Source organism: Phocaeicola sartorii JCM 17136 = DSM 21941, assembly GCF_054653615.1.
This window is the reverse complement of record NZ_BAAIFW010000006.1, coordinates 1,252,327-1,275,410: the sequence shown is the minus strand read 5'-3', so window position 1 is coordinate 1,275,410 and position 23,084 is coordinate 1,252,327. Positions and strand designations below refer to the sequence as shown.

Annotated in this window: 17 protein-coding genes; 6 read left to right on the top strand and 11 right to left on the bottom strand. The window is 46.7% G+C overall.

Translation table 11 applies throughout. The features are described from left to right. Nucleotide 1: 1 nt before the first annotated feature. From ACYQ0C_RS22155 to ACYQ0C_RS22140, 4 genes are all read right to left on the bottom strand, one after another. Nucleotides 2-3,205: a TonB-dependent receptor gene (locus ACYQ0C_RS22155; RefSeq protein ID WP_025077067.1), complete on the bottom strand. Its 3,204-nt coding sequence runs from the start codon at nt 3,203-3,205 to the stop codon at nt 2-4. 203 nt (nt 3,206-3,408) lie between these two features. Then, entirely contained in the window at nt 3,409-4,563 is a 1,155-nt protein-coding gene (gene fucO, locus ACYQ0C_RS22150; protein ID WP_016275022.1) for a lactaldehyde reductase, read from the bottom strand. Between the two features lie 104 nt (nt 4,564-4,667). After that, on the bottom strand, nt 4,668-5,483 hold the full coding sequence (locus ACYQ0C_RS22145; RefSeq protein WP_016275021.1) for an SPFH domain-containing protein: 816 nt from the start codon (nt 5,481-5,483) through the stop codon (nt 4,668-4,670). Nucleotides 5,484-5,730: 247 nt separating this feature from the next. Then, a complete protein-coding gene (locus tag ACYQ0C_RS22140) occupies nt 5,731-6,648 on the bottom strand; it encodes a tRNA-dihydrouridine synthase family protein (protein ID WP_016275020.1) in 918 nt (305 codons plus the stop codon). A 57-nt stretch (nt 6,649-6,705) separates the two neighbouring features. On the opposite strand from ACYQ0C_RS22140, the gene ACYQ0C_RS22135 reads away from it, so the two are divergent. The 5 genes from ACYQ0C_RS22135 (at nt 6,706) to ACYQ0C_RS22115 (ending at nt 13,822) form a co-directional block, all read left to right on the top strand. Next, complete coding sequence (locus ACYQ0C_RS22135) at nt 6,706-7,113, top strand: acyl-CoA thioesterase (protein WP_016275019.1); 408 nt, start codon at nt 6,706-6,708, stop codon at nt 7,111-7,113. Further along, nucleotides 7,110-8,222 carry a DNA-processing protein DprA gene (gene dprA / locus ACYQ0C_RS22130; RefSeq protein WP_016275018.1) on the top strand — a complete coding sequence of 371 codons (1,113 nt, stop codon included), beginning with the start codon at nt 7,110-7,112 and terminating at the stop codon, nt 8,220-8,222. Before ACYQ0C_RS22135 ends, dprA begins: the two co-directional genes overlap by 4 nt. A 325-nt stretch (nt 8,223-8,547) precedes the next feature. Then, nucleotides 8,548-11,679 (top strand): SusC/RagA family TonB-linked outer membrane protein, encoded by a 3,132-nt coding sequence (locus ACYQ0C_RS22125; RefSeq protein ID WP_016275017.1) that lies wholly within the window; start codon nt 8,548-8,550, stop codon nt 11,677-11,679. A gap of 12 nt (nt 11,680-11,691) precedes the next feature. Continuing rightward, nucleotides 11,692-13,326, top strand: a complete 1,635-nt coding sequence (locus ACYQ0C_RS22120) for a SusD/RagB family nutrient-binding outer membrane lipoprotein (protein ID WP_016275016.1) — start codon at nt 11,692-11,694, stop codon at nt 13,324-13,326. A gap of 22 nt (nt 13,327-13,348) precedes the next feature. Beyond that, nucleotides 13,349-13,822, top strand: a complete 474-nt coding sequence (locus ACYQ0C_RS22115) for a DUF1735 domain-containing protein (RefSeq protein ID WP_016275015.1) — start codon at nt 13,349-13,351, stop codon at nt 13,820-13,822. 206 nt (nt 13,823-14,028) lie between these two features. Here ACYQ0C_RS22115 and ACYQ0C_RS22110 read toward each other — a convergent pair whose 3' ends face one another. From ACYQ0C_RS22110 to ACYQ0C_RS22095, 4 genes are all read right to left on the bottom strand, one after another. Next, nucleotides 14,029-15,912, bottom strand: a complete 1,884-nt coding sequence (locus ACYQ0C_RS22110; protein ID WP_016275013.1) for an alpha-L-fucosidase — start codon at nt 15,910-15,912, stop codon at nt 14,029-14,031. Nucleotides 15,913-16,407: 495 nt separating this feature from the next. Then, nucleotides 16,408-17,163 (bottom strand): succinate dehydrogenase/fumarate reductase iron-sulfur subunit, encoded by a 756-nt coding sequence (locus ACYQ0C_RS22105; protein WP_016275012.1) that lies wholly within the window; start codon nt 17,161-17,163, stop codon nt 16,408-16,410. Nucleotides 17,164-17,183: 20 nt separating this feature from the next. After that, entirely contained in the window at nt 17,184-19,142 is a 1,959-nt protein-coding gene (locus ACYQ0C_RS22100) for a fumarate reductase/succinate dehydrogenase flavoprotein subunit (protein ID WP_016275011.1), read from the bottom strand. Nucleotides 19,143-19,176: 34 nt separating this feature from the next. Beyond that, nucleotides 19,177-19,863, bottom strand: a complete 687-nt coding sequence (locus ACYQ0C_RS22095; RefSeq protein WP_016275010.1) for a succinate dehydrogenase/fumarate reductase cytochrome b subunit — start codon at nt 19,861-19,863, stop codon at nt 19,177-19,179. A 191-nt stretch (nt 19,864-20,054) separates the two neighbouring features. On the opposite strand from ACYQ0C_RS22095, the gene ACYQ0C_RS22090 reads away from it, so the two are divergent. Further along, a complete protein-coding gene (locus tag ACYQ0C_RS22090; RefSeq protein ID WP_016275009.1) occupies nt 20,055-20,657 on the top strand; it encodes a phosphatase PAP2 family protein in 603 nt (200 codons plus the stop codon). Between the two features lie 215 nt (nt 20,658-20,872). Here the strand turns inward: ACYQ0C_RS22090 and ACYQ0C_RS22085 are convergent, their stop codons facing one another. From ACYQ0C_RS22085 to ACYQ0C_RS22075, 3 genes are all read right to left on the bottom strand, one after another. Next, entirely contained in the window at nt 20,873-22,045 is a 1,173-nt protein-coding gene (locus ACYQ0C_RS22085) for a DUF4221 family protein (protein WP_016275008.1), read from the bottom strand. A gap of 306 nt (nt 22,046-22,351) precedes the next feature. Then, a complete protein-coding gene (locus tag ACYQ0C_RS22080) occupies nt 22,352-22,597 on the bottom strand; it encodes an NVEALA domain-containing protein (RefSeq protein ID WP_016275007.1) in 246 nt (81 codons plus the stop codon). Between the two features lie 233 nt (nt 22,598-22,830). Beyond that, nucleotides 22,831-23,055: an NVEALA domain-containing protein gene (locus ACYQ0C_RS22075; RefSeq protein WP_016275006.1), complete on the bottom strand. Its 225-nt coding sequence runs from the start codon at nt 23,053-23,055 to the stop codon at nt 22,831-22,833. Between the last annotated feature and the right edge of the window lie 29 nt (nt 23,056-23,084).

Here is a 23,084-nt window from a genome sequence, read left to right as displayed (position 1 = left end):
ATTAGAATCCATATCTCAAACCTATCTGAACCTGGAAAGGAGTACCGTTCAGACTGGATACGCCTGTATTGGCATTTACATTATAAGTATATTGTTTGGCGTCTTTATCAAATCCTTTGATACTATAAATCCTCTGTGTCCCCAGGTTATGACCGGACCCCCAATCCTTGTTCAGCATATTGGCCACATTGAAGATATCGACAGACACTTCCAGATTCTGGTTCTTGAAAGTCTTGAACTTCTTGGCCAGACGAAGATCTAAAGTGCCATAGAAACCGTTCACGCCACCGTTCCGTTCGGCCACTTTACCAAAACTCTTGCGGATATAATCTTTCACACTCTTTTCCGCATCCGGATTGTTCAATATCGCATTCATACCTTCACGAATATAATCGGGAGTAGCGCTGTTATTCGGATCATATACATAAGCCAGGTCATTGCTATTCACAAAGTCACCGTTCACATTTCCATTCACAATCATTGAATAGCGTGTTCCTCCGATGCCGGAAAAGCGGGCACCCACGGTAATGCCCCAGAAAGTAGGCGCCGAACCATAAACCACCAGTTTATGACGGAACTGATTGTTGGAGTAAGTCATTTTGCTTAAATCACGGGGATCGTCAACCACCATTTGGGAAAGAGTAGCAGAATTGGCTACATTACCATTATAGGAAGTATTGTCCTTCGTATCGTTCCAAGTATAGCTGAAGGACAGCTCACCGTCTTTATAGTAACGCCATGTTCCATCTACGGTGAAAGCGAACTGATTTACTTTTCCTTCGCTGACCAATTCGAGCACACGGCCTACTTTCCCGCTCTTACGTCCGTCCATCCAGGTTGAAACACCTTTTTCCGAGATATTGGCAACCGGGACATATACGCCACGGTTTCCTTCCGCTGTCAGACGGAAATAAGGATCGTCCACCATGTTGCGGTCTATATACATATAGTTGTTACGTCCCAAAGTCATATATCCGCCGATGCTCATCTTCAAACGGTCACTGAAAAAGTGGGTGTACGAGATATTCGCCTTATAGACCACCGGCACCTTGGCATCTTTGCCATTCATATTGATGGTAGGCACGGCATAGGAAGCGTATTTAGGATCTTTCAGCAAGTCAATACCCGGTGCGGTGGACGGGTCTTTACGATAACTCTCAAAATCAGGAACAGGCACAATGTTCGGATTTTCGTCCGTATTCGTCATATCAACGGACATCACCTTGGTACCATCAAATACCATATTATTAATCATGGCATAGTTGTTGATATCCGATGCGAAGATGCCACCCCCCACACGAAGGATATCCGTATGTTTGTCATTGAAGTCCCAGGTTATCTGTACACGGGGCTGTACTTGGAAAGTAGCCAGTCCGTTGTCTGTACGCAATCCCAGTTCATCATAAACCAGCTGGCTGAAATTGCCTTTATTGAAATAAGTGGCATTGTCCAGACGCAAACCTGCCATCAGTTCAAATCCGGGAAACAGTTTAGTCTGCAACTGTGCATACACCCCTGCATTCAAAATGTTCTGGCGCACACGCTGATTGTCTTCGTTGTTATCTAAATACACCTCACGTACATAACGATAGGGCTGCAATGCCTCAAAGTTATCCAAGCCCGTGAAATAGAAACGGCCGTTGGCTTCGCTGCCGTAACGGGAGTTCAAGTGAGTGTACATCAAGTCGAAACCGTAAGTGTAGTTCACTTTATTGGTATTATAATAATAGTTATCCACCAACTGAAGTACGTGGTTGTAGAAATTCTCGGGACTGTAACGCTGGCCGCCCAGCTGGATGGTGGTAGTCGCGGTCTTTCCCTCTATATCCGAAGCCACGCGTTCCACAATGGCACGTGGAATATTGGCCGAAGGCAGTTCTCCGCCCGGCATCGCCTTTTCGGAAGTATAGAGATGTTGCAGTTTCAGTTCGTTGGTACTCCGCGGACCCAATACAGAACGCAAGGTAGCGGTGGCACTGTTGTTCAGCGACTTCACATCACCATACACCTCATATAAATTGACAGCACTATTATCGCCCAGCCCCATCTTGTTATTGTCACTTACAAAATTATCAGTAAACGACAACAGGTTCGTGGCGTTAATCTGCCAGTCCAGACGGGCAAATACCGCATCGGTATTCTGCTTTTTATCAAAAGAGCCAAACTGAGGATGGTCCGACACACCGTATTTATCGCGGGCTATTTCCAGAAAACGGTCTCTGGTCTCCATAGTCAGATTATAACGCTTTTCATCGGCAGCATTATGAATATCGGCTATATACAGCGGACGTGAATCGGCCTGATGGTCCCAAGAAATAAAGAAGTGGGCGCGGTCTTTCACCAATGCACCACCCAGGGAAGCTCCATACTGATAAGTGGAGAAATCATTGGTCCGCTTGTTGCCGCGGATATCATACCCGCTGGACAACCAGTCGGAGCGCAGGAAAGTGAAAGCGCTGCCATGCAGCTGGTTGGTTCCCGACTTGGTCACCGTACTGATCGTACCTCCTCCGGCACGGCCGTTAGTCACATCATATTCATTTGTCACGACTTTGAACTCACGGATAGCCTCCATCGAAATGGCGTATGGCACCCCGTTGCGGCTGGTTGTACTTCCCCCCGAAGTAGGCCCCTTGGCACTCATGCCATCAATGGTGTAATTGGTAGAAGAAGCCAGCTGGCCGGACAGGCTGGAGCCTGTACTCAGCGGTGACAGGTCAATGAGCGAAGTAAAGTTACGCCCGTTCACCGGCAGTTTGTTCAGGTCATTGGCCGTCACCGAAGTAGCGGCCCCCGTAGTGGCGATAGAATTCTTCAATGAATTAGCCACCACCTGTACGGCCTCCATCACCACACTTTCTTCCTTCAACCGGAAATCCAGACGGAGCACATCACCCTGGTTCAGCGTATATCCTGTCTTTTTCTGGTCGCCATAGCCTATATAGCTGACGGTGACAGAGTAAGGAGAACCCAGCGGAAGCTGCTTCACAATGTATTCCCCCGTTTCATTGGTTATTGATCCGGCACTGAAACCGGTAGATTCGTTCTTCACCATCACCGTGGCCCCGATAACCCCCTCTCCGGTTTCATCGGTCACAATACCTTTTACAATCGCCCGATAATCCTGTGCGGATACATATCCTGCCACAAATAGCGATAAGCATAATAACAACAACAATCTTTTTGCCTTCATAAGAGTTTTCATGTTCAAATGGTTGATAACAGTTTTACAATCATACCTGCTTTTCATTAAATTTAATTTGCAAGTGCAAAAGAATACTGAACGGGTTACGAACAGATTGCCTGCAAATGACAATGCTGTTTCAACGGCAAAGAGATAAAAAAAGTGTGTGGATATGCCCCGCACATCCACACACCGCCTGTGTCTTTATTACAAAAGAATGACGCTTAGAACGCCTTCTTGTAAAGTTCCAGAATAATTTCTTCCGTCACCTCACGAGGGTTGCCCGGCGTACAGACATCGGCGATAGCCGAAGCGGCCAGACGAGGCAAATCCTCTTCCTTTATGCCCAGTTCGGACAAATGCTGGGGGATACCCACCTTGACAGACAAGGCTTTCACCGCCTCGACAGCCGCCTTCGCAGCCTCTTCCTGGCTCATACCGTCCTTGTACACATTCATCGCCTTGGCTATATCCACATACTTGGCCAAAGCAGCCGGAGCATTAAATTCCATGATGACAGGCAACAGCAAGGCATTGGCCACACCGTGAGGAACATCGAAGATAGCTCCCAGCGGATGAGCCATACCGTGAACCACGCCCAGACCTACATTAGAGAAGGCCATACCTGCAATATACTGTGCCACGGCCATACCGTTACGCGCTTCCGCATTAGTCGGTTCGAAAACAGCGGTTTCCAGATAACGGGCAATCATCTCGATAGCCTTAATCTCGAACATATCGCTCATTTCCCAAGCACCTTTGGTAATCAGCCCTTCGATGGCGTGGGTCAGTGCGTCCAAACCTGTCGAAGCGGTCAAGCCCTTTGGCAAGGTGTACATCAGTTCCGCATCCACGATGGCAATGGCCGGTATGTCATTCGGGTCTACACAAACCATCTTCTTGTGGTTCTCTTCATCTGTGATTACATAGTTGATGGTCACCTCGGCGGCAGTACCGGCGGTAGTGGGCAATGCGATGATAGGCACTGATTTTTTCTTTGTGGGAGCCACCCCTTCCAATGACACCACATCACTGAAGTCAGGATTATTGGTGATGATGCCAATCGCTTTCGAAGTATCGATAGACGAACCGCCACCGATAGCCAGGATAAAGTCCGCTCCCGATTTTGCAAAGGCCTCAACACCTGCCTTTACATTGCTTACAGTAGGGTTCGGTTTGATTTCACTGAATATTTCGTAGGGAATACCTGCATTCTCCAATACTTTCAACACTTTATCGGCCACACCGAATTTAATCAAATCCTTGTCTGTGGCAACAAACGCCTTGTGCAAACCCAAGCGTTTGATCTCTTGTGGGAGCACTTCACGCGCACCCGGGCCGAAGTAAGATACTTCGTTCAATACAAATCTGTTAATCATGGTTTTATTTCAATTATATGGTTTTGCTGCAAACTTAGCACAAATTCCTGAGAAAACGGCTCTTTAAAAAGATCCTTATCGTATGTTTTTTGGCATTCCGCGCTTTATTTCAATTGCAAGAACGGCAACGTATTCCCGCTGGTGGAAAGCGGCAATTTCCCGTCCCACTTCTCCACTGCCTTGAGCTGGATCAGTTCCGGAGTGATGGATTGTTGCAGAATGCGGTTGGCGTCCGCTTTTCCTTTGGCCGCAGCCACCACTTTCTCGGCCTCCGCTATAGCGGCCTTTTTCTCGTTCTCCACCTTCAGGGCGTTCTGGACAGCGGTGTTTTTAGCGTCGATGGCCGCCTGAAGCACCTCATTCGGCTTCACAGACGACTGGATGTTGGTAAATGTAAAACCACGCTGGCTCAAACGTTCTTTCAACAACACTTCCACTTCCTTTTCGAAAGCGGGACGGTTATTGATCAGCGAGTCCGTCTCGTACATACCCGCCACATCCTTGTAGGCATTCTTCACCTCGGTCAAGATGACGGACTGTTCCAGTTCCTCTGTCGTTTTACGATAACGGAGGAAAACTACCTTGGCGTTCTCGCGTTCAATATAATATTCAATCGTGGGATCAGTCTGGAAGATCGTTCCTTTCTTGTCCTGAATATCAAAAGGCTCATAGTCCACAATCTGTGCGAAGGCGGGATATTCGAAGAGTTGCTTGGTGAAACGGTTGTACATCACCCATCCGGTCTCCACTTTGGCGTCATCCACACCGCGCTCGCTGCCTGCCAGGTTCACAATGATCCCCGTCTGTCCGGAGTCAATGCGCTCTACGGCAAACATCATGATAAACAATACGAGAATGCCGATGACGGCAATTCCACCAATTCCTACTCTCAATCCTGTTTTGGTCTTTGACGTGTTCATGTATTTATCGTTTTGATTAGAACTGTAAATAACGGAAATAAAATCGGTTTTACCAAATGTCAGGACTAAAAGTAACCATATTCCCTTGACACAGACGACAGAAATCCCAAAATGTCACTCCCTGCCGCATTTCACGTATCTTCCTTCAGTTTCCTGTCAGAATACACCTCTAGTTTACAGACGGTTGGATGAGCCGAACGGACTGAAGGGAAGCCCGATTTCCAGGTACAGAGACCCTGTTCCATCCTTACAGCCGGCTCACCGCAGCCAGATACTTCTCCATCGTCGTAGCCTTCTTGATCGCTTTCTTTATCTTCTTGTCCGCATCGGGCAACAGGTATTCCCAATAAGGCTTCATCTTGCCCAGCAGTTGCACCTCTCCCTGCAAGTGAGCTTCATAATAGTGAAGAAGACGCGTGTGAAACACCCTTACCTTATCCAGTAGTTCCCGGGAAGAAAGGGGGGTTCCGTCAGCAAACGCCCGGGCCAAGGCAGGATTGGCCAACAAGCCTCGCCCCAGCATGACGCCCTCCAGACGAGGATATGCCTCTTCCACCTTCCGGATATCATCCACCGTCAGCAAGTCACCGTTATACACCAACGGATGAGCGCATTCCGAATAGAAAGCGGCAAACGACTCCCTATCCACTTCTCCTTTGTACTGCTGCTTCCCGATGCGCGGATGAAGCGTAATCTGCCGCAAGGGGGCAGCATTCAGCAAAGGCAGCAGCACGCGCCACTCGTCCGCACGCTCCCAGCCCAGTCTCATCTTTACGGAAAAGCTCAGCTCGGGATAATGCACCAGTTCTCTCAGCAAAGCCTCCACCTCAGCAGGATAGGGCAATATGCCCGCTCCCTTGTGCTTTCCCGCAATCAACGGAAAAGGACAGCCCATGTTGACATCCGCTTCCTTGTAACCGTTCTCGATGAACAGGCCCGCCAGCCGTTCCAGTTCGGCAGGTGTGGAAGCAATCAGCTGGGGGATCAGCCGGGACACGGTATTGTTGCCGGAAGCAATCTCCCGGACATCCTTGTTACGGAACTCTCCTCTTTCTATCCGCACAAAAGGAGTATAATAGGCATCTATCCCACCGAAAACCTCCTGATGAAGGTTTCGCCAAGGGGCTTCCGTAAAGCCTTGCAAAGGGGCGGCATACAATTTCATTCGTTTCTTTTTTAAGTTTAGCTGCAAAGTAACACATTTTTCTTATACCTTTGCCTTATGGAAAAGTATATTTATGAACTGAAGATGAAGGTGCGCGACTATGAATGCGACCTTCAAGGCATTGTGAACAACGCCAACTATCAGCATTATCTGGAACATACGCGCCATGAGTTTCTCACCTCGGCAGGCGTCAGCTTCGCGCGGCTGCACGAAGAAGGGATCGATCCGGTAGTGGCGCGGCTCACCATGGCGTTCAAGACTCCGCTGCGCAGCGGTGACGAGTTTGTATCCAAGCTTTATTTGAAAAAGGAAGGAATCAAATATGTGTTCTATCAGGATATCTTCCGGCTGCCCGATATGAAAGTCGCTATCAAAGCCACTGTGGAATCCGTATGCGTGGTAAACGGCAGACTGGGAGACAGCGCGCTGTTTGACGAGACTTTCGCACCCTACCTGAGCGAATGACACAAGACGAACAACTTTGCAGCCTGGCACTGACCCGGATACCGGGGCTGGGGCTGACAGGCGCGTTCAGATTAGTCAGCAGCCTGGGAAGCGCCACCCGCGTCTTCGAGCACCGCAAGGAACTGTCGCAACTGGTTCCCGGAGTGAGTACCAAGGTCGTCACTGCTTTGAATAACCCGGAGGCCTTCCGGCGCGCCGAGCAGGAATTAATCTTCTGCGAGAGAAACCACATCCGCTGCCTCACCTTAAATGACGAAGGTTATCCCGCCCGTCTGCGCGAATGTGACGATGCTCCGCTGGCCCTGTTCTACCGGGGAAATGCCGACCTGAACGCACGACATGTCATCAACATGGTGGGGACCCGCCACGCCACACCCTACGGACAGGATATCTGCGCCCGTTTCCTTGCCGACCTGTCGGCACTGTGTCCGGACGCCCTGGTAGTAAGCGGACTGGCTTACGGCATTGACATCCACGCGCATCGCGCCGCCCTGCAGAACCGGTTCAAGACCATAGGCGTACTGGCCCACGGACTGGACCGCATTTATCCCGCCGAACACCGGAAGACAGCCGTCAGCATGTTGGAACAAGGAGGCTTGCTGACCGAATTCGCCAGCGGAACCAACCCCGACCGGCAGAACTTCGTGAAACGCAACCGCATTGTGGCGGGCATGAGCGACGCCACCATCGTCATCGAGTCCGCCGCCAAAGGAGGGGCACTCATTACGGCCGAACTGGCAGAAAGCTATCATCGGGACTGTTTCGCCTTCCCGGGACGATGCAACGATGAATATTCCATCGGTTGCAACAATCTGATCAGGAAAAACCAAGCCATGCTCATCACATCGGCCGAGGACTTGGTGAAAGCGATGGGATGGGAAGGCAAATCCGGAACCGGGAAAACGGTGCAACGGGAATTGTTCCCTGATTTAAGCGCGGAAGAGACAGCCATCGTCACCTTATTGCAGAAAATACCAGACGGATTGCAAATAAATACATTAGTAGTAGAAACAAATATCCCTGTTCATAAAATGAGTGCCCTGCTGTTCGAACTGGAGATGAAAGGAGTCGTTCGCGCATTGGCAGGAGGAATCTACCGCATCATTTAATCCTTTACAGTTTTTTACAACAGTTAAAACTCAACAATTTTGCATTTATATGTAAAATCACAGTCTTTTTTCACATAATCTCTCTTTTTTTTGCTTATTATCTTTAAAATATAAAAAATATATGTATATTTACGGCGCGTCTAATTCGTTAACGTTGGTTTACTAAGCCAAAATAAAGGAATGGTATGTTAATCTATCTTTCGTTTTAAAGAATAAAGCACGCTAAAAAGACCTGCCTCCAAGCTATGTAAAATACGATCGCCAAACGATATTGCCAATAAATACCGAGAGACAAATATATAGTGAAAACCAAGTAACAGAATTTATGAAAAAGAGATTATTCACATTGATTACGATGCTCCTTATCGGAGTTTATGCTGCATTTGCCCAGCAAACAATCACTGTTAATGGTACAGTTGTGTCGGAAGATAATGGCGAACCCGTCATTGGTGCCTCCATACTGGTTTTAGGTACCACAAAAGGAACGATCACCGACATTGACGGTCATTTTACATTAAATGAAATCGCCGCCAATGCCCAGCTAAAAGTTTCGTATGTGGGTATGTTGACACAAACGGTTAAAGCCGCCCACAAGCTGACAATTATCCTGAAGTCGGACACCCAAGTCATAGATGAGGTTGTAGTGACCGCATTAGGTATCCAGCGCCAGGCCAAAGCGATAGGCTATTCTACCGCCAAAGTAGATGCCGACCAGCTGACTATGGCAAAAGGTTCGGACGCGACAGCCGCCCTTAGTGGAAAAGTATCCGGTTTACAAATCAACATCACTTCTCCCCGGCTGGACCAGGAGACCCGTATCACGCTGCGTGGAGCACGTTCTTTCAAAGGGGATAACTCAGCCCTGCTGGTACTCGACGGTGTACAGACCCCTATCAACTTCCTTCAGTCTCTGAATCCTAATGATATTGAAAACATCTCGGTTCTGAAAGGAGCGTCCGCAGCCGCCCTTTACGGTTCGGAAGCAGCCAACGGAGTCCTTATCGTAACCACCAAAAGCGGTTCAAAAGGAAAACCCAATATCACTTACTCACTGACCGCCACCATGGACGAAGCCGCCTACCTTCCTAAATTCCAGACCCGGTTTGGCGGAGGCGAACCCGACCCCCTGACAGGATTACCTTTAATGAATGGTTATATAGAAGACGAGAACCAACAATACGGACCCGAATTTAACGGAGAACTGGTAAATGTAGGCAGCCCGATGGCCGATGGCACGGAGGATGGCTTTTATTTACAGCTCCCCTACAGTTACGTGAAAGACGGACGCAAGAACTTTTATGAGAAAGGATATGGCATACAGAATGATATTTCATACGCTTCCAGCGACGACAGAGGCAGCATGTACCTGTCTTACCAGCGTTTGGACCAAAGCGGAATCATCGCCAATGATGACAAGGTGCGACAGACAATACGTTTTAATGCCAGCCGGAATTATAAAAACTTCAAGGCCGGCGCCAAACTGGCATATACCAATACGACTTATGATTTGAACAATGTCACCTCATCCGGTATTTATAACCTTATCAATATCCCCGGAAACATTGATCTGGCCGATTTCAAAGACTGGCACAGAACAGGCATCGGCGCATCACCGGACGAATGGATAAATGACTATTACACCAACCCTTGGTGGCAAACAGAAACCTACCGGAGAAAAATACGTCAGGACCGTGTGGCCGGATCAATCGACTTAAACTTCCAGGCCACCAAGTGGTTACGTTTTACAGCCCGGGCCGGATTGAATCTAAGCATCAACAACCGCAATTACACAACGAACTCCTATCACTACACCGACTGGGCGAAGGAACATATTTATTATGCTTCTTCAGACCTCTTGTCCAGTTACACCACCGACTCGAACTTAAGCAGCAAATTCAACCTGGACTTCATGGCCTTCGCCGAACATAAGTTCAATGATGATTTCACACTGAAAGGCATGATAGGATATTCTTTGCAGGACAATTATTACGAATATAAAGAGGTAGCAGCCGACGCGCTGGCCCTGGACGACTTCTTCAATGTAAGAAACAAGGTGGGCGAACTGGGCGGTTCCAATTCATGGGAACGTTACCGCCGGCTCGGATTATTCGGCAGCGTTGACCTGAACTTCCGGAACTGGGCTTTCTTGCAGCTGACCGGAAGAAACGACTGGACTTCCTTGCTGGACCCGGAACATTGGTCATTCTTCTACCCCAGCGCCAACCTTTCCGTTGTACTGACAGATGCTATCCCCTCCATCAAAAGTGATGTGGTCAATCATCTGAAAGTACGTGCTTCGGCAGCTAAAGTAGGTACGGTAAATGTAGGAATCTACAATTTGGACAACATCGCCAACACAGCCGATTATTTCCCTTATGGAACCCTGGCCGCCTACTCCATCAGTCCCAATCTGCGTACACGTGACATCGAGCCGGAATTTACGACCGAATATGAAGTAGGTGCGGAAATCGGACTCTTCAGAAACAGAATCACCTTTGAAGTGGCTGCTTATGTACAGACTACCAACAACCAGACTACCAATATCAGCATCCCCACTTCCACCGGATTCTCATCCCGTTACATCAATGCCGGCACCATGCGGGGAAAAGGTCTTGAGCTGGATTTACACCTGACCCCTCTCCTGCAGTTCGGTGACTTTTATTGGAATGTAAATGCAAATGCCACCTTTATTGACACCCGTGTGATAGAACTGGCAGGAGATGCCACTGAATTAGTATTGGATTCCGACTATGCAGGCTATGCCATCGTAGGCGAGAGATATCCGATGATCAAAGCTACAGACTGGAAACGCACTCCTGACGGAAAAGTTATTGTAGATCCGGTTACCGGTCTTCCATCGGCAGGTGATATCGTTCCATGCGGCACTTCGGATGCGACAGTCCGTTTAGGGCTGACCTCAACCATGAAATGGAAAGGATTCACTCTGGGCGCTACTTTCGACTATCGTGGCGGTCATTACACCCGTTTTGGGATAGAGTATGACATGTTATTCACAGGAGCTTCCTACATCTCGGGAATCACCGGACGCCAACGCTTCGTATTCCCCAATTCGGCCATACAAGTAGGTTCCGACGCTGCAGGAAATCCTATTTATCAAGACAACACCGATGTGACCGTCTATGACGCGAGCAAAGGCTTCTGGAACGGAGTTTATAAACAAGGACGCGCCAACCAGGTTGTCAGCGCCGCATCATGGAGACTGCGTGAGCTCTCATTAGGATATGACATTCCGGACAAACTGATTAAAAAGACCGGATTCCTGCAAAGAGCATCCGTCAGCATAGTAGGACGGAATCTCTTTATGTGGACTCCATCGACCAATATTTGGGGAGACCCTGATTATACAGCCGCAGGCAGCGGTAACATCAGTGGTATGTCAGGCACAAGAGCAGCCGGTACCCGAAGCTATGGATTCAATTTATTACTTTCATTCTAAATACAGAAAACTATGAGAAGAAAATCATTATATACCTTGATAATAGGTGGATTATTATGCTGTAGCTGTACAGACTGGTTGGACGTGAACCATAATCCCAACTATGCATTGGAAGAGACCGTCACCAAGGACTTGTTGCTTTCTTTTGTAGAAAATGACATGAATGCGGACAGAACCACCTATCATGGTCTGCAGAACATGTGCCAGCACCTTACCAAGTCGGGCACAGTTTCCGGTACTTACGTTTTCCTTACAGGCTTGCTGGCTCCCCAGAACTCAGACTCCTACTGGAGTTCGCGCTATGCCCGTATCATGAACCTGAGGAGTATTACCGCCAAAGCGGTAGAAGAAGAAGATGCCGGATATGAAGGCATTGCCGGCGTACTGACCGTCATCAATTTCCGGGAGCTGGTAGACATATTCGGAGATGTCCCCTATACAGAGGCAGCCCTGGGCAATGATTATCTGGCTCCTAAATATGATAAAGGAGAAGACATCTATGCCAACTTGATACAGGATATCGATAAAGCCATCGCCAAACTGGACGAAGCCATAGCCAACCCCACCTACAGCGTCGGTACATTAAAGAAAGCTGATATTTTCTGTAAAGGCGACTTGAAGCAATGGAGGCGGTACGCTTATTCCATCAAACTAAGTTTGTTGATGAGAATATCCAATGTTCAAGACGTATCGGCACAAGTAGCTTCCATCCAGGACAAAGGGCTCGATTTGAATGAAATCATCAAAGGCAATCCGGGCTATTACAAAGCGGACGACAAAATGAACCATGTTTACGAATACTGGGGATGGACTTACCTTGATTATGAATCTACTTATCACAAACAAGTAGTACCCACCTCGCAACTGGTGGATGCGCTACGCGACAATAATGATCCGCGTCTGCGTGTCTATATAGATCCGCGCACCTCTTTGGCCGATGACAAAAACGGAAGAACCGATTACAAGAAACACGGTTTGGATAAAGAATATTACATTGGCGTTCCTTATGGACAACTGTTCCCCGCCGACGGTCCGAACGCATCCAAAATCGGACTTGGAATATTGGCCAAGTCATCTTCCAAAGTGGATGGCCCGCAAGAAGACATTTATATCATGTCGGGCTCACTGGCAGGTTTCTACCTGGCAGAAGCTGCCTTACGGGGTATGATTGACGGTGGAGACGCCAAAGCCAAGGATTACTATGAGAAAGCTGTGACCGCTGCCATGAAGATGTATGAACGCGCCTTGAAAGATGACGGCTATCCGCTGGCAGGTGTCAGAGCTCCGATCAGCGGTTCTGTAGAAGAAGCTGCCATGCAGTTCCTGACACAAGAGAATAAAGCTGTCAACTGGGATTTGATGGCTACTACAGAAGAAAAGTTATGCGCCATCCAGACACAGAAATGGATCAGTCTGTTCATGATTGACCCGTTGGAAGCCTGGTCTGAACAAAGAAGAACAGACTATCCGGTATTAAAGGTTTCTCATAGCCAGGCTAAAGGTCAGAAACTGATTATACGCTTTCCATACCCAAATACAGAAAGGAATCTGAATCCTAATAATTTCAAAGAAATAGATATTTATGAGTCATTGATATTCTGGGATCAGAAGAATGAAGAAAGAGAAACAGTAAGTGACTATTTATAATAAACAAAAACAGAAGGACATTATGAGAACAAAAGCATATTTATTACTAGTTATGTTCATAGCACTGACCATGAGCTCGTGTCTAAAGGATGATTATCTGGTTGACTGGGAAGACGCCAAGCCCGTTATTGAGCTGCCCTATACCAAGCATACGACAAGCAGCACCGTCACAGCCGGCAAGGAAGTACGGTTCAAACTGTATGTCAATTACACCATCGCCGATTGGAGAAACCAGCATGAAGACATTGTGGTGGGACTGGACATTGATGAAAGCAAAGTAGGAACAAGCACCTTATTGCCCTCTTCATGCTATACTCTTCCCACAACGATGACAATCCTTAAGCAAACCCAGCTGGCAGAAACAGAATTAGTGATCAATACCACCGGATTAAAACAAGGTACATACGCCTTACCGGTAATTATAAAAAGCGTTCCATCGGGTTATACCATCAGTGGTAATTTCGGAATGATGCTTTTTAAAGTAGTCATTAAATAAAGAAAGAGCATAAAAAAAGAGGATGTCAAGACTCTGCTACAGAGAAAAAGGACTTTTAATCCGAGACTTGACATCCTTTAAGAAGCTAAAAAGAGCCGCATCAACGTTGAGTAATGATACGGCTCTTTTATTTTTATTTACCAGTCACAAACTGCAAGTATCCAGCGTGCTCATCTTAGTTTCTACATTCTCTCTTTATCGCCAGATTATTGTATTCCTAATTCGGCAAAGCCCATCGGCCCGTCGTTTTCCACCATTCTCACAGCTTTCAACAACACATACCGGGCTGTTACCGGAGTGAAATAAACCGATTGAAGAATCGGATTGTTCTTGATATTCGAGAATTCTCCGCTGCTCACCACCTGATTCACCGCACCGGCTTCCGTGCCGACCGAAATCTCATAGGCAGCTATCAGCCCCTTGTTATACTCGCTCTGGTCGGGCAGGTAATGGAATGAGGAAACAGTCTGCTCCTTACCCAAATCAATCAAAAGCGTATTGCCATCTACAAAGCAAGTGGTGGCGGCATCCTTGTCCGCACATTTTCCGGCCTCAGCCTCATCTACCTGCGGCAAGGTGAACGGATACGTTCTCAGTTCCTCCGCCTTGGCAGTGAACACGTCATGGGTCTCTCCAGCATAATAAGCCTCTATGTTATTGATGCACAAGCATCCGCGCGACTCTGTAAAGTTGATGCGGAGCTTATCTGTGGTCACTGTCTCAAAACGAAGCAAACGTTTATAACCGATGGTGGTGGTCTCTTCGTTCAGTTTTACGGGCAGCCACTCCCCATCCTTATTGTATTCCACCACAAAGGATTGCACACGCTGTCCCAACGGAATGTATTCTTGCAACAACATACGGTTCACCTTTTGCGGAGCCGGCCATTCAAACTCGATGACAGCCGATGTAACGCTGTCCTCCGTAGCCCAATAAGTATCATAGTCTCCGTCCGTCACAGCCTTTGCCGTGTACTTTCCACCCCGTTCGTTGGAAACTTTCGGAAGAACACCCTTCAGCAAATTGTCCGCCAGCTGCTTCTGCACATTCTTATAAAAATTGACCGCATTCGCCGAATCCACCGGATGAATCAATCCATACCGGTCTACGGGGAAATTGAGCAGCAAAGTCGCGTTATGCCCCACACTGCGATAGTAAAGGTCGGTCAGCTGCTCTACAGTCTTCACCTTGTCGTCCTCCTCGGGATGATAGAACCAGCCCGGACGCATGGAAACATCACACTCGGCAGCCGTCCACTGATTTCCGTCGGCATGTCCGTATTGCAGTTCCCTGTATTTAGGATAACCCGGATACACTTCTCCGGCACGCAGGAACGACCAGTTCGTGGCTCCGGCAAAGCCGCTTTCATTGCCTACCCAGCGGCATCCCGGGCCTCCATCCGAAAAGATAACGGCCTGTGGCTGGAGTTCGGCCAGCATCTCATAAATACGGGGATAATCGTAATACGTTTTACGGTCAATCGTACGGCTCTCTTTCGCTCCTCCGTACCAGCCGTCGCCTCCGTTGGCGCCGTCAAACCACACCTCAAAGACCTCACCGTAATTGGTCATCAGTTCGTGCAGTTGCTTATGGAAGTATTCCACGTATTCCGGCGATCCATAGTTGGCCTGATGCCGGTCCCAAGGCGAAAGATAAACAGCGAACTTTATACCATACTTCTTGCATGCTTCGGAAAGATCACGTACGATATCTCCTTTTCCATCTTTGTAAGGTGTGTTTCGGATACAATATTCAGTCAGTCCCGTAGGCCACAGGCAGAAGCCGTCATGGTGCTTTGCCGTCAGAATAACCCCCTTCATGCCCGCCGCCACAAAAGTTTTCACCCATTGCTCGCAGTCCAGCTTGGCAGGATTAAAAGTTGCGGGATCAGAATCACCGTAACCCCACTCACGGTCATTAAAAGTGTTCAGTCCGAAATGTACGAAAGCGTATGTCTCCATCTTCTGCCATTCCACTTGTTTCTTTTCTGGAACAGGGAAAACCGGTTCCGGAGCATTCACTGACGGAGCGCAAGCATTCAGCAATGCCACGGCAGCTCCCAAACATAAAAGGTTAGTGTGTCTTTTCATTAGGTTATAAGTTAGTTATATCATCGCAAAGATAGGAAAAAATCAATGAATAGAAACAAGATATAGCATATTTAAAAAGAGCGGCAGCCTGAAGGGGAGCACAAGAACAAGAAAAACAAGGGGCTTAAAAAAGAAAAGGAGCAACGCCTTGCTCCAACCTTTGTTAACCTTAAATCTAATACTATGAAAAAAATCACATGACAAATGTACAACTTACACCCATTCTCTCCAACTATTTGATTCAATTTCGCTTTTTATTTAGTATTATTTCACAAACACGTCCGTTTTCGCACACAAGATTACAATTAGATTGAAAAAGCAGGATTAAAAAAGGAATATGAAACATGACCCTGCCAATATAATAGAGCCGCTCATTTCTTTCCCGTTGGAAAATAAGAGCAAAAAGAAATGACTCTTTACCCAGGACATGTCAATAAAAAGAGTGCCCCGCCAGCAGGCAGGGCACTCTCAAATATCAAGTAAAACTAACCGTGATTAGTCTTTCAGCTTCGCAGCAATAAATTCACGGTTCAAACGAGCGATGTTGCTGATAGAAACCAACTTCGGACATTCCGCCTCACAAGCACGAGTGTTTGTACAGTTACCAAAGCCCAGTTCGTCCATCTTGCTCAACATGGCTTTCGCACGGCGGGCAGCTTCCACCTTGCCTTGAGGCAACAGTGCCAGCTGGCTGACCTTTGCAGAAACGAACAACATGGCAGAACCATTCTTACATGCAGCCACACAAGCACCACAACCGATACATGCAGCCGCATCCATAGCCTCATCGGCAACAGGTTTGGGAATAGGAATTGCGTTCGCGTCAGGAATACCACCGGTATTGATTGACACATAACCACCGGCCTGCATAATCTTGTCGTAAGCGCCACGGTCTACCATCAGGTCGCGGATGACCGGGAAACCGGCCGAACGCCAAGGCTCAACAGTAATGGTATCACCATCTTTGAAACGACGCATATAAATCTGGCAGGTAGTAGCACCTGTAGCAGGTCCGTGAGGATGACCGTTGATGTACATAGAGCACATACCGCAGATACCCTCGCGACAGTCGTGATCGAATACGATAGGTTCTTTACCTTCATTGATAAGCTGCTCGTTCAAGATATCCATCATTTCCAGGAATGAGGTATCACCCGGAATATCTTTCATTTGGAAGGTATCAAAATGTCCTTTGTCCTTAGGACCTTTCTGACGCCAAACTTTCAGTGTGAAACTTATATTTTTATCCATGATTTCTATACAATTAATAATTAAGACTTATAGTTACGGGTTTGAACCTTGGTGAACTCATAGTTCAGATCTTCTTTAATCAACTCAGGTTCTTTTCCTTCGCCGGTGTACTTCCAACAAGCTACATACGAGAACTTGTCATCGTGACGAAGCGCTTCACCTTCCGGTGTCTGATGTTCTTCACGGAAGTGACCACCACAAGATTCTTCACGGTTCAAAGCATCGTAAGCCATCAATTCACCGATTTCAATGAAGTCGGCCAAACGGATTGCTTTTTCAAGTTCTACATTCAATTCATTCGCTTCACCCGGAATGCGAAGGTCGCTCCAGAAGGTCTTTCTTACTTCTTTCAGCTGAGCCAGTGCCTTGGTCAAGGATTCCTTGGTACGTCCCATACCTACGAAGTCCCACATGATGTGACCTAATTCCTTGTGGATAGAATCTACAGAACGATGACCCTTAATGTTCATCAACTTCTGAATCTTATCATTCACAGCCTTTTCAGCAGCAGCAAATTCAGGCAGGTCTGTTGAGAAACGCGGAACCTGGATCTGGTCGGCCAGATAGTTCTGGATGGTATAAGGCAATACGAAGTAACCGTCGGCCAATCCCTGCATCAATGCAGACGCACCCAGACGGTTGGCACCATGGTCGGAGAAGTTGGCTTCACCGATAGCATACAGACCCTTGATAGAAGTCATCAATTCGTAGTCAACCCAGATACCACCCATGGTGTAGTGGATAGCCGGGAAGATCATCATCGGAGTCTTGTACGGGTTCTCGTCAGTGATTTCTTCGTACATATCGAACAAGTTACCGTAACGGGCACGAACCACGTCCTCACCCAGACGGTCGATAGCGTATTTAAAGTCAAGGAATACGGCCAGACCAGTGTTGTTCACACCGAAACCGGCGTCGCAACGTTCTTTGGCAGCACGTGAAGCAACGTCACGGGGAACCAGGTTACCGAATGCCGGATAGCGGCGTTCCAAGTAGAAGTCGCGGTCGGCGTCAGGAATATCGGTCGGCTTCTTGGTTCCGGCCTGCAATGCCTTGGCATCTTCCAGCTTCTTGGGAACCCAGATACGTCCGTCATTACGCAATGACTCGGACATCAAAGTCAATTTGGACTGCTTGTCACCGTGTACAGGAATACATGTGGGGTGGATCTGTGCGAAGCAGGGATTAGCAAAGTATGCACCTTTGCGGTAGATCTGCATGGCAGCCGAACCATTTGACGCCATCGCGTTGGTAGACAAGAAGTAAGTGTTACCATAACCACCGGTACCGATCACTACCGCATGAGCGGCAAAACGTTCAATCTTACCGGTTACCAAGTTACGGGCGATGATACCACGGGCGCGTTCCACACCTTCGTTATCCTTGATCAGCACAACGTCCAGCATTTCATAACGAGTGTACAATTTCACGTTACCACGCTGCACTTCGCGGCTCAATGCAGAATAAGCACCCAGCAGCAACTGCTGTCCGGTTTGACCGCGGGCATAGAATGTACGTGATACCTGAGCGCCACCGAATGAACGGTTGTCCAGCAAGCCACCGTATTCGCGGGCGAAAGGAACACCTTGAGCCACGCACTGGTCGATGATAGCGTTGGACACTTCGGCCAGACGGTAAACGTTGGCTTCGCGTGCACGGTAGTCACCCCCTTTGATTGTATCGTAGAAAAGACGGTAAACAGAGTCACCATCGTTTTGATAATTCTTAGCAGCATTGATACCTCCCTGTGCAGCAATAGAGTGTGCACGACGAGGAGAGTCCTGGATACAGAAGTTTAACACCTTGAAACCCAGAGCACCCAGTGAAGCGGCAGCCGAAGCGCCTGCCAGACCGGTACCTACCACAATGATGTCCAGACGACGTTTGTTGGCAGGGTTTACCAATTTTTGATGAGCTTTATAATTGGTCCATTTCTCGGCTAAAGCGCCTTCAGGAATTTTAGAATCTATAGTAGCCATATTCATTTACAATTTTATCATTTACAATTTACGATTAGCAAGCACCACAAGCCAGTGATTTCACGAAGAAGATAACGACTACAGCCGCAAAGCCAAGAACGACTACAGTAGAGTAGATGTTACCGATAGTCTTCCAACGCTCGAACCAAACCTTGTTGCTCCAGCCCAGTGTCTGCAAAGCACTCCAGAATCCGTGAGTCAGGTGGAACCACAAAGCTGCTAACCAAATGAGGTAAAGCACTGTAAATACAGGGCATCCGAATGTTTCACGGATGTAAGCGGCACCGTCTGTAGGGCCGAAAGCGCCTAAATCATGCACACCGATGATTTCGGCAAACTGCATTTTGTACCAGAAATTGGCAAAGTGAAGAGCCAATCCGGCAATGACAACAATACCCAGAACAAGCATGTTCTGAGATGCCCATTCCACAGTTTTAGGTTTGACATTCACTGCATAGCGTTCGCTACCACGAGCCGCACGGTTCTGCATGGTCAACCAGAAAGCGTAGATGATGTGGATTACGAACAGAGCGCCCAGTCCGGCTGTTGCAACCAACGCGTACCAGTTAGCTCCCAGGAATTCACAAATCATGTTGTAAGCATCTTCCGAGAAGAGCGCAACAAGGTTCATCGCCATGTGAAACGTCAGAAACAGGACAAGGGCGATACCTGTGACACTCATCACCACTTTCCTTCCAATAGATGAATTACTTAACCACATAAATGATTGAATTTAAATTATTTAATTGTTAGAACTAAAAATTCTGTTAAAAGCTGTGTCTTCACGATGCAAAAGTAAAGGAATTCTAGCGATAATACAAGGAATTATGGAAATTATTCTTTAATCCGGGGAAGGGTAAATGCGGATTACATTATTTTCCTATCTTTGTACCGGACAAAAACCAAACGGACATGGATATACGAAAAATTATTCTCCTCTTTCTGACAGTAAGCTTTACACTTGCCCTTCCGGCACAGAATGCAGACATCAACACTTTAAAAACAATCAACAGCTGGCATGTACACGGCCTCAGCCGGGGGCTGTCCGAAAGCGGCATCATCTTGCCGGTCGGCATTCCTACTGCCATGGGGATCTATGCATTGATCAAGAAAGACCGGCCGATGCTGAAGGATGCCGTTTACCTGGGAACCAGTGTGATTGAGGCGGTAGGTATTACATACGCCGCCAAGCATATCATAGGGCGCGAGCGGCCTTTTGTAAAGTATCCGGATAAGATTCATGCTTACGGAGCACCGGATGCAGACAGTCCGTCGTTTCCTTCGGGGCACACGGCAGCCGCTTTTTCTCTGGCCACCTCGCTCTCCATCACGTATCCCAAGTGGTATGTTATCGCCCCCTCGGCCGTATGGGCTTGCGGGGTAGGCTTTGCCCGGATGAACCAAGGGGTGCACTATCCCAGCGATGTGGTGGCGGGAGCGGCTATCGGTATCGGTTGTGCGTTTGCCAATGTGTATGTAAACCGTTGGCTGAACAAGGTATTGTTCGGGGAATAGATTGCCTCAACAGCCTGCGGGGAACAAAAAACGCATATCCGGCAGCTGATGGATATGCGTCCGCCCCTTGATGGACATGCGTTCAGTGCCTGATGGATATGCGTCCAGCAGGCGCCGGACGGTCAACAGAGGCTGTTGCCACCGGTATTACATATAGTCGTTTCCGATATTACATCTAGTTGTTTCCGATATTACATCTAGTTGTTTCCGGCATTTCATCTGATTCCTCCGGCTTTATCAACCAGTTCAAACATTTGAAAAGACAGCACATCATCGCTATAATCAGGGTTCATCACATGATTAGTGCTGATATATAATTTACCCTTTGTCACAAAACAAAGTCTGGAATTATAAGTATAGGGAGGAAACACATGCTCCCCAATCATAGTAAGCTGTTTATCGAAAATTTGTATAGAGAATTGTTTTCTTCCGCTCCGAAGCAAGGTAAGCGCCTCAACACCAGCCTCTACTTCTTGTGGAATATATACAATGCGGTAATAGATTTCATTGTCCGAATCATAAAGTATGTTTCCATAAGAAGGACTTTCACATATCTGTCTTTGCATGACTTGATCGTCGCCTCCTTGATAAGAAGGACATTGTATGTTATCGACATACTGACTTTTACCTTGTTTATACTCAACACTGCAAGCAATAGGATCTACCACCAACAAATCATCCATATAAGCGAATGAATAAACAAAACGATGCCCATCAAAACAACATTTGTATTCAAAAGCCAAAGAAGAAGCTGCACCTCTAACCAAATGTTCGTCTATTGCAGGAAAAGCGATTGGCAAGGAAGTTGTGTTTCCTGATAATGTATCTATGCAGCACAACAACGAGCTTTTCTCCATCACCTCCTCACCCAGTTGCCAATTAAGGCTTTGAGTCAGATAAAGTTTTCCATTCAAGAACTGGAAAGTGCCGTTTTCTTTAAAACAACCAACCGGCTTATACCCATCTGACGTAACTGCATAATTCATCCGCTTCTTGATATACCCCGTCGTATCCGTTTCATAAAGATTGCAATCTGCCAATCCCGCAATATAAATATGCTCGCAGTCAGACATCATAAATCCATTCAAAAATCCACCTTTTACCGCATTGCTTCCTTCCACCTCAAAAACATTCTTGTTCACCAAACTACCATTATGGACATCATAAATCAACAACTCCGGCAAATAGCTATTTTGAAAATATAAATATTCCTTGCCGTCACTGCTCGTACAAGTACGAATAAACAAAGGCATTTTCACATCTGAATCCAACGCATAAGTCAGAAACGAATCGACAGGATGCAGCAAAAAAGAATAATTCCTCCCATTATGGCTACAAGAACAAAACAAGGTGATAGCAACCCAAAAACAACATAGAATTCTTATCATACAATAGGATTAAACGGTTAAATTAGCTATCTCCTTGAGGATCAATTTATAATCCTCAAGGAATATATGTTATAAATATATGTATCATATTTCAATAGTTTGTAAAACCATATGATAAACCCCAATATTATAAGCCACAATACTTCCCTGTTTATCAATAAACTATATATCGAATAAAGCTTCAAAATACTGACAATCAAACATTCTATTCCTCTTTCTATATAAATTCCAATAAATAAAAAGAAGTTATAGCTAAGCTAATGATTTTAACATCAACAGTTTTACAAACCTGAAACAACGGTAAAATTACCATTCATGACTTCCACAAGGACATCCAGTCCAATCACCACCCGAATAACAAATCATATAATCCACACTATCCCACCAACAATTAAAACCTCCACTTCCTCCTTCATTGCCAGCCAATGCTTCCACATTAGCCAAAGCCAATTCGGACATTTCCATATCCGTCTTTTGGACATTATACACATTCAAACCTACCATTAAAGCAAATACAATAACCAAAGTTACTTTCCAAATACTCTTTTTCATCTCTATTATTTTTTTATAGTTGTTACTTTATTTTCTAATTCTCTTTTTATCGGAAAGAGATACACCGTGGGAAAAAACAGAACTCTTCATTGCTTTTTCTCTATTCTTACTTTTACATCGATCAATCCTCCTTTCCTTTTAAGGAGAGCCAACAAATATGGAAAAGACATTCGCTAACCCAAAAAGATTATCTTTCCACTCTTTCTTTTTATTCTCCAATTAATAAGCAATAACTACTCCAAAGCTAAAGGTTCTAACACATAAGCAACCTTACTACCATCGGGACAATCCACATTACCGTCTCCGAAACATCTACCAGGTACATATTCAAAATTGGCTAAAGCTTCTATATTGCTTAACATCAATTCATCTATAGCACCTTTGGACTGTTCCAAGACATTCAACACATTCGCTGCAATAACTAGTGCAACCATAAATAACATTCCTACTTTTTTCATTTTTTATCTGTTTTACTATTGCGACAAAA